Source organism: Nonomuraea rubra (assembly GCF_014207985.1).
Taxonomy (GTDB): domain Bacteria; phylum Actinomycetota; class Actinomycetes; order Streptosporangiales; family Streptosporangiaceae; genus Nonomuraea; species Nonomuraea rubra.
On sequence record NZ_JACHMI010000001.1, the window covers coordinates 7,160,299 to 7,174,530 of the forward strand.

General features: G+C 72.8%; 9 protein-coding genes. 2 read left to right on the forward strand and 7 right to left on the reverse strand.

Annotation, left to right across the window (positions count from 1 at the left end; genetic code table 11):
* Positions 1-61: 61 nt before the first annotated feature.
* The 3 genes from HD593_RS62120 to HD593_RS32690 form a co-directional block, all read right to left on the reverse strand.
* On the reverse strand, positions 62-1,072 hold the full coding sequence (locus HD593_RS62120; RefSeq protein WP_312904462.1) for an AraC-like ligand-binding domain-containing protein: 1,011 nt from the start codon (positions 1,070-1,072) through the stop codon (positions 62-64).
* Between the two features lie 149 nt (positions 1,073-1,221).
* Positions 1,222-3,498, reverse strand: a complete 2,277-nt coding sequence (locus tag HD593_RS32685; protein WP_185105800.1) for a helix-turn-helix domain-containing protein — start codon at positions 3,496-3,498, stop codon at positions 1,222-1,224.
* 93 nt (positions 3,499-3,591) lie between these two features.
* Entirely contained in the window at positions 3,592-4,500 is a 909-nt protein-coding gene (locus HD593_RS32690) for an alpha/beta hydrolase (protein ID WP_185105801.1), read from the reverse strand.
* Between the two features lie 219 nt (positions 4,501-4,719).
* On the opposite strand from HD593_RS32690, the gene HD593_RS32695 reads away from it, so the two are divergent.
* The gene (locus tag HD593_RS32695) at positions 4,720-7,434 is read left to right on the forward strand and encodes an AAA family ATPase (RefSeq protein WP_185105802.1); all 2,715 of its coding nucleotides are present in this window, start codon (positions 4,720-4,722) and stop codon (positions 7,432-7,434) included.
* Positions 7,435-7,474: 40 nt separating this feature from the next.
* On the opposite strand, the gene HD593_RS32700 is transcribed toward HD593_RS32695, so the two are convergent.
* Genes HD593_RS32700 through HD593_RS32715 form a run of 4 tightly spaced genes read right to left on the reverse strand, consistent with a single transcriptional unit; the run spans position 7,475 to position 11,424 of the window.
* Entirely contained in the window at positions 7,475-8,281 is an 807-nt protein-coding gene (locus tag HD593_RS32700; RefSeq protein WP_185105803.1) for a carbohydrate ABC transporter permease, read from the reverse strand.
* Positions 8,278-9,261 (reverse strand): carbohydrate ABC transporter permease, encoded by a 984-nt coding sequence (locus HD593_RS32705; RefSeq protein ID WP_185105804.1) that lies wholly within the window; start codon positions 9,259-9,261, stop codon positions 8,278-8,280. The genes HD593_RS32700 and HD593_RS32705 overlap by 4 nt, the downstream gene beginning before the upstream one ends.
* A 4-nt stretch (positions 9,262-9,265) precedes the next feature.
* Complete coding sequence (locus tag HD593_RS32710) at positions 9,266-10,489, reverse strand: sugar ABC transporter substrate-binding protein (protein ID WP_185105805.1); 1,224 nt, start codon at positions 10,487-10,489, stop codon at positions 9,266-9,268.
* On the reverse strand, positions 10,486-11,424 hold the full coding sequence (locus HD593_RS32715; protein WP_221525115.1) for a LacI family DNA-binding transcriptional regulator: 939 nt from the start codon (positions 11,422-11,424) through the stop codon (positions 10,486-10,488). The genes HD593_RS32710 and HD593_RS32715 overlap by 4 nt, the downstream gene beginning before the upstream one ends.
* Before the next feature lie 116 nt (positions 11,425-11,540).
* Between HD593_RS32715 and HD593_RS32720 the strand changes: the two genes are divergently transcribed.
* Positions 11,541-13,709 carry an amylo-alpha-1,6-glucosidase gene (locus tag HD593_RS32720; RefSeq protein WP_185105807.1) on the forward strand — a complete coding sequence of 723 codons (2,169 nt, stop codon included), beginning with the start codon at positions 11,541-11,543 and terminating at the stop codon, positions 13,707-13,709.
* The last annotated feature ends 523 nt before the right edge of the window (positions 13,710-14,232 follow it).

Consider the following 14,232-nt stretch of genomic DNA (forward strand, 5'->3'; position numbering starts at 1 on the left):
GCGCGAGCGCGGCCGTGGGCCGCCTGACGAGCGCGGTGCATGAACTGTACGCCATGGACACCTAGGTGACGGACAGCGCGTGGCCGGACGCAGCCGTAGAGGCCGGCTCCGCCTCGCCGTCGCCTTCGGCGGCGCGCAAGGTACGCCATTCCTGGGGTGAAAGGCCGTAGACGGCGCGGAAGGCGCGGCTGAAGTGCGCGGGGCTGACGAACCCCCAGCGCAGAGCCACCGCGGACACGGTCGGTGCCCGCCGGCCGCGACGGGCCAGTTCGCGTACGCACTCGTCCAGACGCCGCTGCTGGATGAGCCGGGCAACGGTGATCCCCTCGCCCTGGAACAGCCGGTGCAGGTAGCGCACGGAGATCCGGTGCGCCTGCGCGATGGTCTCCGGCGACAGGGCGGGATCGCCCAGGTTCCGGTTGATGTGATCGCGCACGCGCCGCACGAAGTGCTCCCGGGTGCCGTCCCCGTTCCGGGGGAGCTGGCGGGTGCGCTCCGCCACCAGGGTGGCGACGAGCTCGGTGACGTTGCCGGCCAGCCGGTCCGCGACGGTGGGCGAGAAGGTCGTCGCCGAGGCGGCCAGCGTGGTCAGGAAGGGCAGCAGGGCCGCGCCGACGCCGTCCCCGGTGCCGATGGCGGTCCCGGTGACCTGCCTGATGTCGTCGTACGGCAGGCCCAGCACGCGGCGGGGCAGCTGGAAGACGTAGGCGCGGAACGGCTGCGGAAAGTCGAGGGAGTAGGGCCGTGTCGTGTCGTAGACCACCAGGTCGCCCTCTCCCACCTGCGCCCGCCGCCCGTCCTGGACGAGGGTCGCCGTGCCCGACACCTGAACGCCGACCGCCACGAAACCCTCCGCCCCATGCGCGAGCAGCGCCGGCGTACGGTCGATCCGTCCGGCGTCCGCCTCGATCGAGCAGACTTGCAGGTATCCGAGGGTGTCGGCGACGATCCGGCCGTTGAACGGCGTGTCGTCCCGGGGGGCGACGGCCACCGGCACCAGCGTTCTGCTCATCGCGTCGCGCCAGAAGGCGAGCCTGTCGCGATCGGGAACCGAAGCAGTCGTCAACACCACGCTCAAGGTGCTCTCCCTTCGGACGAGGTGAACCGGCGATCTCGCCGCTGGCCGGGCTCGACCAGCCAAGCAGGAGATCGCGCGGCTCTCCAGGCACATCGGAGGCAGAAAACTTCAGGCCGGCCGCGTCCGGCTCCAGCGCGGCCGCCTCAGCGACCCCGGTCGATCGCCGCGGTGGCGGAGAGCTTGGCGCGCAGGCGGTCGGAGCTGGAGTGATCGAGCGGAACGAGGAGGTCGAGAGCCTGCTGCCAGAAGCCGCCCGCGGCGTCCGCCTGGCCCAGGGCGTGGTGTGCGTCCCCGAGGTGCTCCAGGACTTCGGCTTCGAGCGCGGGACGACCGGTGTGCCGGTAGAGGTCGAGGGAGCGCAGGTAGCAGCCGATCGCCTGGCGGTGGTCGCCGAGATGGTGGTGGACGTAGCCCAAGGTGTCCCAGGCCGACGCTTCCGCGGCCGTCATGTTCTGCTCGGCCAGGCGTGCGATGGCCTGTTCGCAGGAGGTGATGGCGTCGTCGTAGTGGCCGAGCAGGGCGTGGTACCAGGCGACGGAGGCGAGCTCCCTGGCGTGGCCGGGCAGGTTGCCGACGGCGAGGTAGTGGCCGAGGGCGGCCAGGGAGTGCCGCAGAGCGTCGTCGTACTCACCGAGTACGCCGTGGATCCAGCCCAGGTCGTGGTGGACGCGAGCCTGGTCCAGGGACTGGGCGGGCGAATCCGGTGATCGCAGGAGCAGGCGGAGGCGTGCCTTGGCCTCCTGCGACCGCCCGATCCGGTGTTCTTGTACCGCCACCCAGCCCACGACGGCGCTGACGTACCGCGCTCCTCCGGGGTCGCGCTTCACGGCGTCGGCCGCGCGGGTGAGGAAGGCGAGCGATTCCCGGCCGAGGGTCCAGGCATGGCCGGAGAACGCGTCCACGGTGGTCCAGGCGAGCTGCCACAGGTGGCGGTCGAACCCGCCCAGAGCCTCCGCCTGCCGCTGGGCCGCCCAGACGACCTGCAGCTCACGGGCGGCCCACGCGGCCGCCTGCTCGCGGTCGTGGAAGGCGTCGACGACCACGCCCGGTTGCGCGGGCCCCGGCTCGATCGGCGTGGAGACGACGGGATTGATGACCTGGTCGGCGGCGTGCGCGCTGTGCAGCAGATGATCGAGAAGGCGGTGGAAGGCCCGCCGGCGCTCGGCGGGACCGTCCTGTTCCTCAGCGGTCCCGGCGGCGTAGGCGCGCAGCAGGTCGTGCAGGCGCCAGCGGCCCGGCGCGTGCTCGGTGACCAGGTGGGCGGCGCCGCACTCCTCCAGCAGGACCCGGACCCGGCGGGCCGGCAGGGCGGCCAGTGAGGCGGCGGCCGGGAGTGTGATGTCGGGGCCCGGATGCAGGCCCAGGAGGCGGAACAGCCGGGCGGCGTCCGGGCTGAGCGCCTGGTAGGACCAGGAGAAGACGGCACGCGGGTCGATCCCGTCAGGGGCGTGGAAGGCGTCGAGCGTGCCGTGAGCCTCGTTCAGCTCGGCGGCGATGTCCGCGAGCGCGAAGGACGGTCGGGCGGCGGCACGCGCGGCCACGACCGCCACCGCCAGCGGCAGATGCCCGCAGAGCGCCAGAATCCGCGTCACCGCCTCCGGCTCGGCCGCCACCCGGTCCGTGCCGAGCCTGCGGGCCAGGGCTTCCCTGGCCTCATCGGGCTTCCAGACATCCAGCGTGAGCGTCCGGGCGCCATGCGTGGCGGCCAGGCCGGTGAGCTGGTTGCGGCTGGTCACGATCGCCAGGCAACCCGCCGTGGCCGGCAGCAGCGGGCGCACCTGCTCGCTGTCACGGGCGTTGTCCAGGACGATCAGCACCCGGCGGCCGGCCAGCTTGCTGCGGAACAACGCGGCCCGGTCGTCGGTGCCGGCCGGGATGCGGCTGTCGGCGACACCCAGCGCGCGCAGGAACCCGCCCAGTGCCTGCCCCGCGTCCAGCACCTGCCCGCCCCGGTCGAAACCCCGCAGGTCCACCCACAACTGCCCGTCCGGGTACGAGACCGCGATCCGGTGCGCCCAGTGCAGGGCCAGCGCCGTCTTGCCCACTCCGGCCATCCCGCCGATCGCACCGATCACCACGGCGCGTGCCTCCTGGCTCCGCTCGTCCAGGAACGCGAGAGCCTGCCGGAGTTCGGCGCGACGCCCGGTGAACACCGGCAGATCGGCCGGAAGCTGCGCCAGGGCCCCCGCCCGCGGGCGCGTCTTCACCGTGGCCAGAAACCTCGTCCGGTCCTGGGCCGCCAGCTTCAGCCCGTCCGCCAGCGCCTCGGCGGTGCGCCGCTGCGGAGAGCTCACCTTGCCGCGCTCCATGTCGCCGATCGCCCGGACGCTCACTCCCGAGGCCTCCGACAGCTCCTCGATCGTCAGCCGCGCGGCCGCGCGCAGCTCTCTCAGCAGGGAGCCGAACTCCCGCTCAGCCACTCGCCCGCCTCCACCGCGCTGGGGCCGGGACCGCACGGATCACCGATCGGCTCCCGCTCGGACGAACCTGCCCGATCGGCCGGAGGTCGTGGCTCATGACAGCTTCTCCTTCAGGAAGGCGATGGCCTGGGCGATGGCGGCCCGCGCGGCGTGGGTGCCGCGCAGGGCGTTGAGCATGACGAAGTCGTGGATGATGCCCTGGTAGCGAACGGCGATCACGGGCACGTCCGCCTCGCGCAGCTTGCCGGCGTACGCCTCGCCCTCGTCCCGGAGCACGTCGGCCTCGGCGGTGATGACCAGCGCGGGCGGCAGGCCGCGCAGCTGGTCGACGGTGGCGCGCAGCGGCGAGGCGGTGATCTCGTTCCGCTCGAACTCGCTGGTGGTGTACTGGTCCCAGAACCACCGCATCCCGTCGCGGCGCAGGAAGTACCCCTCGGCGAACTGGTGGTAGGAGCCGGTGTCGAAGCCCGCGTCGGTCACCGGGTAGAACAACACCTGGGCCTTGAGCCGGTCCCGGGCGGTCAGGGCGAGCGCGGCCGCCATGTTGCCGCCCACCGAGTCGCCGGCCACCGCGATGCGGGAGACGTCCAGGCCCAGGCGCGAGCCGTGCTTCCCCACCCAGTCCAGGGCGGCGGCGTTCTCCTGGACGGCCACCGGGTAGCGGGCCTCGGGCGAGAGGCTGTAGTTGACGAAGACGACCGCCGCGCCGACGCCCAGGGCGAGCTCCCTGGCCAGCCGCCCGTGGGTGTGGTCGTTGCCGAACACCCAGCCCGCGCCGTGGATGTAAAGGAGCACCGGCAGCGGCCCCTCGGCGCCTTCGGGCCGGAAGATCGTCAGGTTCCCGACCGCCTCCCGGGTCGTGCCGGGCACCTCGATCTCCGGTGACTGCGCCGCGTCGACCGCCTTGCGGCCCTCGGCCGGCGGCAGCTGGAACAGGAAGGGCGGGTTCGCGGTCGCGTCCGCGAAGGCCTGTGCCGCCGGTTCAAGGACGGGTCTGTCCATGCTCGTACTCCGTGGTGGTGAAGGTTGCTGCGATCAGCGTTCCTTCCGGGCACGGCGGGCGGTATCCGTCACATGACGGCGGTCTCCTGGCTCCACCGGTTCGTCTCCATCGCGCAGCCCACCAGCACCGCTGCTTGTTGAAGTCCGCCGCAAGCCCGAAGAGGGCGAAATCGTAGAATTCGACCACGCTGCCGATGACAGCGGCCCAGTATCCGTCACATGACGCCATTGGCAGGGGGCAGTGTGGTCAGCTTGATCGGCCGCGAGCGTGAGGCTGCCGCGATCGACGCCATGCTGGAGCGCTCGCCGGAGCAGGGCGACGCGCTGATCGTCCGCGGCCCCGCCGGCATCGGCAAGACCGCCCTGCTGGAAGCCGCCACGAGCACCGCTCGTGAGCGGGGGATGGCGGTCATGAGCACGGCCGGCGTGGAGGGCGAGGCCCACCTGCCCTTCGCCGGCCTGCATCTGCTCCTGCTGCCGCTGCAGGACGCGGTGGCCAAGCTGCCCGCCCGGCAGCGCGAGGCGCTCAACAGCGCCTTCGGCCTCGGCGAGGCGCGGGTGGAGCCGTTCCTCATCGCGATGGCCGTCCTCACCCTGCTCACCGAGGCCGCCGCCGCCGGGCCGCTGCTGGTCGTCGTCGACGACGTGCACTGGCTCGACGCGCCCACCGTCGAGGCGCTCGCCTTCGTCGCCCGGCGCATCCGCGCCGACCCCATCGCCGTCCTCTTCGCCACCCGGGACGACCATCCCACCCACCTCGATCACTGCGGCCTGTCCGAGCTGCCACTCGGCGGCCTCGACCACGCCGCCGCCGAGACGCTCCTGGACCAGCGCGCGTCCCGGCTGGGCGCCGGTGCGCGCCGGCGCGTGCTGGCCGAGGCGGACGGCAACCCCCTCGCTCTCGTGGAGCTGCCGCAGGTGGCCAACGGCGAACCGGAGCCGGCGGTCTCCGGTCTGCTGCCGCTGACGGCGCGCCTGGAGCGGGCCTTCGCCGTACGGCTGGCGGATCTGCCGCCACCCACTCGTGCCCTGCTGCTGGCGGCGGCCGCCGACGACGGCAGGCACCTGGCCACCGCCCTGGCCGCGGGAAGCCTCATGACCGGGGAGCAGCTCACCGTCGCGGCGCTCACCCCGGCCACCGAACGGCGCCTGGTCGAACTCACCGCGAGTGAGTTCCGTTTCCGCCACCCGCTGGTCCGCTCGGCCGTCTACCACCGCGCCACGCCGGCCGAGCGCCTCGCCGTGCACAACGCGCTCGCCGAGATCCACGACGCCGACCCGGACCGGCAGGCCTGGCACCGAGCGGCGGCCGTCAGCCACCCGGACGCCGCGGTCGCCACCGAGCTGGTCAACGTCGCCCGCCGCGCGCACCAGCGCGGCGCCGTCGTGGCCGCCGTCGCCGCGCTGCGGCGTTCGGCCCAGCTGACCGAAGGGCCGGCCCTGCGCGCCAACCGGCTGCTGCAGGCCGCGGAACTCGCCTTCGAGCTGGGCGGCCGCGACCTCCTGGCCGACCTGCTCACGCAGGTGGACCCCGGTGTCCTGACCGACCTCGGCCAGGCGAGGCTGACGTGGCTGCAGGAGGTGCTCGAAGAGGGGCGCACTCCCCTGCGCCGGCTCGTCGGCACGATCGAGTCGGTGTCGACGCTCGGCGACACCGCGTTGGCGATGAACTTCGTCCGGGCCGCCGCCATCCGCTGCTGGTGGACCGAGCCCGGCTCGGACGTGCGGCTACGGGTGGCCGAGCTGGCCGAGCGGCTGGCCCCGTCGGCGGACGATCCCGAGTTGCTGGCGTGCCTGAGCCTGGCCGCCGGGCTGGAGCGCGGCGACCAGGTGATCGAACGCCTGGTCCGGTTGCGCGGCACTCCCTTCGACGGCGTCCAGAACCGGCTGCTCGGGGTGGCGGCGACCGGCGTCGGCGCCTTCGACCTGGCCGGCGGCTTCCTGGAGGCCGCGGTCGCCGAGCTCCGGGCACAGGGCCGGCTCGGTCCCCTCACCCTGGCGTTGTCATCGCAGGTGTGGGAGCAGATCTTCTGCGGCGACTGGGCCGGCGCCAACCTCGTCGCCGGCGAGTGCGAGCGGCTGGCCCGCGAGACCGGCCAGTCACGCTGGCTGGCCGCGGCACTGGCGGCCCGCGCCCTGCTGGCGGGCCTGCGCGGGCAGACCGACCTCGGCCGGGCCCTCGCCGCCGAGGCCGAGCGGGCGCTCGGGCCCCAGGGCGTCGCGTCGGTGCTGGCCCTCGTGCTGCACGCCAGAGGAGTGATCGCGCTGTGTGCCGGGCAGTACGCCGAGGCTTTCGGCCACCTGCGGCGGATCGCCGATCCCCAGGACGTCGCCTACCACCCTCGCTGGCGGCTCTGGTCGGTCAGCGAGCTGGCCGAGGCCGCCGTGGGCAGCGGACAGGAGGATGCCTTCCGCGGGATCCTCGCCGACATGGAGAAGGCCGTCGCCGACGCTCCCGCTCCGCTGGCGCACGTGGGCCTGCGGCACGCCCGCGCCCTGCTCGCCGACGCCGAGCCCCTCTACGCGACCGCCCTGGCCGCCGACCTGACCCGCTGGCCGACGGCCCGGGCGCGGCTGTGGCTGGCCCACGGTGTCTGGTTGCGCAGGCACAAGCGGGTGAAGGAGGCCCGCGAGTCCCTTCGGATCGCCCGTGACACCTGTGACGCGCTGGGCCTGGTCGCCTTGGGCGAGAGGGCTCGCCGGGAACTCCGCGCCGCCGGCGAGGCCGCCGCCGGGCGCACCCCTGCCGGCAGCGACAACCTGTCGGCACAGGAGTTGCAGATCGCCCGGCTGGCGGCGGCCGGCCTGACCAACCGGGAGATCGGGCAGCAGCTGTACCTGTCTCATCGGACCGTCAGCACCCACCTGTACCGGATATTTCCGAAGCTGGGGATCTCGGCGCGGGCGCAGCTTCGTGATGCGCTCGGGCTCTGAGACCCGCCGCCTCCCTTCCCTCTCGGTACGCCGGGCGGCCTCAGCCCTTCTCCGCCCCCTGGTTCGGGTCGCGGATGAAGTACCGCTGGAACACCATGAAGATCACGGCCACCGGGATGGTGGCCAGCAGGGCCGCCGCGAGCTTGAGCGGGAACTGGGTCCCGCCGCCGAGCGATCCGCTGACCAGGTCGGCCAGCCCGCGCGGGAGGGTGAACAGGGCCGGGTCCTGTACGGCGACCAGGGTGTGCGGGAACTCGTTCCATGAGCTCTGGAACGACAGGATCGTCAGCGTGATCAGCGCCGGGCGCGACATGGGGAGCACCACGGACCAGAAGATCCGGAACGGGCCGGCCCCGTCGATGCGGGCCGCTTCCTCGACGCTGCGCGGGACCGACTCGAAGAACTGCTTCATGATGAACACGCCGGTGGCGTCGGCGACGAGCGGGAGGATCAGCGCGAGGTACGAGTCGTACATCCCCAGCTGGTTCAGGACCAGAAATTTCGGGATGAAGAGCACGACCCCCGGGACCGCCATCACCGCGATCACCGCGGCGAACAGCCCGGAACGCCCGCGAAAGCGCAGCCGGGCCAGCGCGTACCCGGCCATCGAGTCGAGCAGCACCCGCCCCAGCGTGACCACCACCGTCACCAGCAGCGAGTTCGCCAGCCAGACCGGCATGTCCGTGCCCGTGAACACCCGCTCGAACGCCGACAGCGTGGCCGGATGCGGGATGGGCGACAGCGGCCCGGCCGCGGCGTCGGGGTCGGTCTTGAAGGAGTTGGCGATCTGGATGACGAACGGATACATGAAGATCACCGAGAAGACGATCAGTACGATCCGCCTCATGCCTTCCGCTCCCTCAAGATCCACCGCTGGAACAGGGTCAGCAGCACGATGATCAGGAAGAGCACGAACGAGATCGCCGTGCCCGCGCCGTAGTCGAAGTCGCGGAAGGCCGTCCGGTACGACAGGAACGCCGGCGTCAGCGTGGTCTTGGCCGGATCGCCCTGGCTCATCACGTAGATCTGGTCGAAGACCTGCCAGGTGCCGATCAATCCGAGGGTCAGCACCAGGAACATGGTCGGCTTGAGCAGCGGCAACGTCACCCGGCGGAAGCGCTGCCACCGGGTGGCGCCGTCGATCATGGCCGCCTCGTCGAGCGTCTTCGGGATGTTCTGCAGCGCCGCGAGGAACATCAGCATGAACGTCCCCGACGTCGTCCACACCACGAGCACGATGATCGCGCACATCGCCACGCTCGGCCCCGAGAGCCAGTCCCACCAGGTCAGGCCCAGCATCCCGTGCTCGGTGAGCGCGGCGGGCGGCTCGCCGACCAGGAGCTGGATCACCCCGCGCGGGTCGGAGAACCACTGCGGCCCCCGCACGCCGGCCAGGGCCAGGAGCTGGTTGACCGCACCGGAGTTGCTGAATATGAACAGGAACACCACGCTGATCGCCACGGAGCTGGTCACCGAGGGGAAGTAGAACGCGGTGCGGAAGAACGTCCTGCGCCTGTTCACCGCGAGCGCGAGAAAGAGCGCGAGCGCTGTCTGCAGCGGGACGACCGCGGCGACGTAGTAGACGTTGTTGCGGATACTGGTCATGAAGTCTTCGCGGGCCAGCCCTTCCTCGGCGAACAGCCGGGCGTAGTTCTCCCCGCCGACGAACGGCACGCCGGCCCGGAACGGGCTGCCCTGCCCGTTCCATCCCGTCAGGCTCACCCAGAGCGCCATCAGGATGGGCAGCAGCAGGAACAGCCCGAGGATCGCCACCACCGGCGCCACGAAGAGCCACCCCGCGAGGTTCTCCCTGGTACGACTGCGCATGACGTCAGCCGAGCGCGCTCTGGGTGTTCTTCTGCAGCCTGGCCAGGATCTGCTTGGGGTCTCCGGTGGCCAGTTGCTGGAGCCCGGAGTCGAAGTCGGACAGGACGCTGTCCATCTTGGGGGCCTTGACCGGGCCCTGGGCGTACTCGGCGCCGGCCAGGAAGGCGGCGTCGGCGGGGAACTCCTGGAGGTAGGCGTCCTTGGCCGACTGGCGCGAGGGCATGACGCCGAACGCCCTGGCGAAGGCGAGCTGCTGATCGGCCCTGGTCATCGCCTCGACGAAGGCGATCGCCGCGGCCTTGTGCTGGGACTTGGCGGCGATGCCCCAGCAGTTGCTGAACGACAGCGTGCCCTTGCCCTTGGGCCCCGCGGGCAGCTCGTGGACGGAGAACTTCACGCCGGGGTAGTCGGCCTTCAGCGCGCCCTTGATCCAGTTGCCCTCGATGGTCATCGCGGACTTGCCCTTGCCGAACGCCTCGCCGCCCCACTCGGCGTCGAGCGCCTTGGCGTACTGGGCCTGCTCGCCGGTGAGCAGGCTCTTGACGTACTGGAGCGCGGCGAGGTTCTCCGGGCTGTCGCCGGTGGCCTGCTTGCCGTCGGCGCTGGTGATCCAGCCGCCGGCCTGCACCATGAAGGCGCCGAGCCGGTCTCTGGTGTCGCCGAACGCCAGCGGCGTCACACCCTTGATCTTCTTGGTGGCGGCGGTCAGCTCGTCCCAGGTCGTGGGGAGGTCGTCGTCGGTGAGCCCGTTCCGCTTCCACAGCTCGTCGTTGACGATCAGGGCGAGCGTGGAGAAGTCCTTGGGCACGCAGACGAAGCGGCCGTCGTAGGTGAACGCCTCGCGCAGGCTCGGGTAGAAGTCCTGGCTGTCGGAGATCCGGTCGGCGTACGGCTCCAGCGCGCCGACGCTGGCGTAGTCGGCGAAGCGGGCGGCGTCGACGTAGAACACGTCCGGTGGGTTGCTGCCCGCCAGGGCCTGCCCGAGCTGCTGGTGGATGTCCTGGGCGGGGGTGACGGTGGCGGTGTTGCCGCTGGCCTTCGCCCAGGCCTCGGCCGCCTGCTTGACCGCGTTCGTCTCGGCGTCGCCGGAGGAGGCCATCAGGACCTGGATGGCGGCCGGGCCGGTGGTCTGCTGCGCCGGCGCCGCCTGCCGGTCGTCGAATCCGCTGCCGCAGGCCGTGACGGACAGCAGCGCGGCCAGCGCCGCCAGGATCGCGAGGCTTTTCATGAGCGAGGCTCCTTTCGGATGACCAGGGAGGGGGTGAGGAGCACGTGCGACACGGCGGGCCGGTCGGACAGCCGGCTGGTGAGCAGGTCCACGCAGCGTGCCGCGGCCTCGGTGAGCGGCTGGCTGAGGCTGGTGAGCCCGACGGCCGCGGCGACGGGCGTGTCGTCGAATCCGACGACGTCGGGGATCACCTGCAGGGCTCCGAGTGCCACCGAGTCGCTGACGCAGACCAGGGCCGTCGCCCCGCGCTCCACCAGCTCCCGTGCGGCCGCCTGCCCCTGGGCGGACGACCCGTCCGTCTCCAGGACGAGGCCGGCGTCGAGCCCTCGCCCGGCCAGTGCCCTGGACCAGCCGGCCCTGCGGTCGTCCCCGACGCCGGAGCCGGGCTCCCAGCCGACGAAGCCGATGCGGCGGTGTCCCGCGTCGAGCAGGTGGTGGGTGGCCGCCTCGGTGCCGGCGGCGCCGTCCACGTCCACCCAGGGATGGACGTCCTCCGGCGCGCCCCACGGCCGGCCGAAGCTGACGAACGGCAGGGCGCGCTCGGCCAGCCAGGCGGCCCGCGGGTCACCGTGATGGGTGCTGGTGAGCACGAACCCGTCGGGCTCGAACTCGCCCAGGAGCTGATCGATCGTGGCGATCTCGGCCCGGTCGTCGGCCGCGGTGTAGAGCAGCACGCGGTAGCCGGACCTGGCCGCCGACTCGGTGAGGCCGTGCAGGAAGCGGTCGAAGACGTTCATGCCGTCCTGCGTGGTCTCGATCCGTACGGCCAGCAGCCGCGACCGGCCGGTCCGCATCTGCCTGGCGGCGGCGCTCACCCGGTAGCCGAGGGCCTCCACGGCGTCCAGCACGCGCTGCCGGGTCTCCTCCTTGACCACTTCGGGGGAGTTCAGCACGTTCGACACCGTCTGGCGGGACACGTTTGCGTAGCGAGCCACGTCGGCGATCGTCACCTTTGACGCCATCTGTGTCCTCTCTAATGGTTTGATCGATCCAAAAGGCGTATGAGAGGATTAGATCGTTCAAATAAACGGAGTGTCAAGGGGTCCTCACCGTGCACGACCACCGTCTGCAACCGCTGCTGCACGACCTCGTCTCCACCGTCCTGGCGCCGACGACCGCGCTCAGCGGCACGGACGGCCAGATCAGGCCCGCCGGGGTGCAGGGGCTCTTCCACGCCGACGCCCGGGTGCTCTCCCAGGCCGGACTGCTGGTCGATGGCCGCGAGCCGGAGCCGATCGGCCACGCCGTGCCGGCGCCGGGCGTCTCCCGCTTCGTCGCGCTGGCCCGCTGGCTCGGTGACCGCTCCCCCGATCCCACGGTCAGGCTCGACCGCGTGCGCCGCGTCACGCCTGGCGTCATGGAGGAGGAGATCACCGTCGCCTCCACCGCGGCCGGGCCCGTCACCTGCACCGTCACGCTCACGCTGGGCTGCGATCTGGCCCCCGTCGAGGTGGTCAAGTCGGGCGGGGCCGCCGAGCCGCTGCCGCCCGAGGTCACGGGCGGCGAGCTGGTGTGGCGTTCCGGCGGCACCCGCGTCACCATCCACTCGGACACCGGGGCGAGCGCCGAGGTGAGCACCGAGGCGGGTGCTGAGATGGGCGCTGAGATGGGCGCCGAGGTGGGCGCCGAGGTGGGCGCCGAGGTGGGCGCCGAGGTGGGCGCCGAGGTGGGCGCCGGCGTGAACGCGGGCGGGGCCATGCTGAGGTGGCACGTGACGGTCGCGCCCGGGCGGCCGGTGACGCTGCGGTGGGGCGTCCGGGTCGAGGACCCGGACGCCGTCGTGGCCGCCCCGCCTGGCCGCCCGGAGTGGAGCAGGCCGCAGGTCCAGGCGGACGACGCCCGCCTGGAACGCCTGACCCGCCAGTCCCTCGACGACCTGGAGTCGCTCCGGCTCACCGAGACCGCGGCGCCGGGCGACACGTTTCTCGGCGCGGGCGTCCCCTGGTTCCTGACGCTGTTCGGCCGTGACAGCATCTGGGCCGCCCGGATGCTGCTCCCGCTGGGCACCGAGCTGGCCGCCGGCACGCTGCGCGTCCTGGCCCGCCGTCAGGGGACCAAGGTGGACGCCACCTCCGGCGAGGCCCCCGGCAAGATCATGCACGAGCTGCGCCGCCACGAGTTCGCCGTCGAGGGCAACGGGCTGTTCCTGCCCGCCGCCTACTACGGCACCATCGACGCCACCCCGCTGTGGATCTGCCTGCTGCACGACGCCTGGCGCTGGGGCATGCCGGAGGCCGAGGTGGCCGCGCTGCTGCCCGCCATGGAGGCGGCGCTCGGCTGGCTCGCCGACCACGGCGACGCCGACGGCGACGGCTTCCTCGAGTACCTCGACACCAGCGGACGCGGCCTGGCCAACCAGGGCTGGAAGGACTCCGGAGACGCGGTCCGCTTCCGCGACGGCTCGCGCGCCGAGCCACCCATCGCCCTGGTCGAGGTGCAGGGGTACGCCTACGAGGCGGCCATGGCGGGCGCGGCGCTGCTGGAGGCGTACGGCAGGCCGGGCGCCGAGCGGTGGCGCGACTACGCGGGCGCGCTGGCGGAGCGGTTCCGCGAGCGGTTCTGGTTGGCCGGCGGCTACCCGGCCCTGGCCCTCGACCACGGCAAGCGCCCGGTGGACTCGCTGACCAGCAACATCGGCCACCTTCTCGGCACCGGCCTGCTCACCCCCGCCGAGGAGCTGAGGATCGTCCGGACGCTGACGGACGCGAGCATGTCCGGCGGTTTCGGCCTGCGCACGATGTCAGCGGCCGACGCCGGTTTCAGCCCCCTCTCCTACCACTGCGGCTCCGTCTGGACCCACGACACCGCCATCGTGATCTCCGGGCTGGCCCGCTCCGGCCACGCCGATCTCGCCGCCGACCTCGTACGGGGGCTTCTCTCGGCGGCCGAGACCTTCGGCTACCGGTTGCCCGAGCTGCACGCGGGCGACGACCGCACGCTGATGGGGCGGCCGGTGCCGTACCCGGCGGCCTGCCGGCCCCAGGCCTGGTCGGCGGCGGCGGCCATCGCGATCCTGCACGCCGCCACCGGGCTGTACCCCGACGTCCCCTCGGGCCGCGCGACCCTCCGGCCCCTGCCCGGCGCTCCCCTGGGCGCGCTGTCGGTACGCGGGCTACGGGTGGCCGGTTCCCCGGTGGACGTGACGCTCGACCGATCCGGCACGGCCCACGTCACGGGCCTCCCTCCGGGCATCTCCCTCCTGCGGGACCCGCCGCGCTGAGCCCCTCCCGGTTCAGCGGCCGGTACAACGTTCCGCCCAGCCGCACGACGCCACCCGCCGCACGACGCCACCCGCCGCACGACGCCACCCGCCGCATGACGACGGCGGTCGGATGACGACGCCGGCCCGCCGCCATGACGCACGCATGGCGTTCGTGGCCGCCGGTCGAGGAGCCGATCGCAGCCAGACCGCTGGCCCGGGCGAACGCGAGCGCACGGGTACGCATCGGCGTCCTCGGCCCCCTGGTGCTGGAGACCGAGGACGGCCTTTCCCCGTCGGACGTGCGCGGCTGCCGGCCTTGCCGGCCAGGCTGGCGCTGGACTGCGGCCGTGCCGTCCCGCCAGAGACCCTGAGCAGGTGATCCCGCCTGGCCCAGGCGGCCTGCTCGGCGATCGCCATGGGCCGGCCGGGCCGTCGGCCCGCACGATCACGCCGGGCGCTCCGGCCTCGACCCGCTTCTGCGCGGCTGCCGGAGCCGGGCGCGCGGAGTGTCGCTCCAGGCCGTGGGCGTAAGCGTCGCGAC

What these genes read in the sequence shown, in the direction of transcription:
- HD593_RS32690 (WP_185105801.1), bottom strand. Translation starts at nt 4,500, where the DNA reads ATGGACAGACCCGTCCTTGAACCGGCGGCACAGGCCTTCGCGGACGCG.
- HD593_RS32695 (WP_185105802.1), top strand. Translation starts at nt 4,720, where the DNA reads ATGACGCCATTGGCAGGGGGCAGTGTGGTCAGCTTGATCGGCCGCGAG.
- HD593_RS32700 (WP_185105803.1), bottom strand. Translation starts at nt 8,281, where the DNA reads ATGAGGCGGATCGTACTGATCGTCTTCTCGGTGATCTTCATGTATCCG.
- HD593_RS32705 (WP_185105804.1), bottom strand. Translation starts at nt 9,261, where the DNA reads ATGCGCAGTCGTACCAGGGAGAACCTCGCGGGGTGGCTCTTCGTGGCG.
- HD593_RS32710 (WP_185105805.1), bottom strand. Translation starts at nt 10,489, where the DNA reads ATGAAAAGCCTCGCGATCCTGGCGGCGCTGGCCGCGCTGCTGTCCGTC.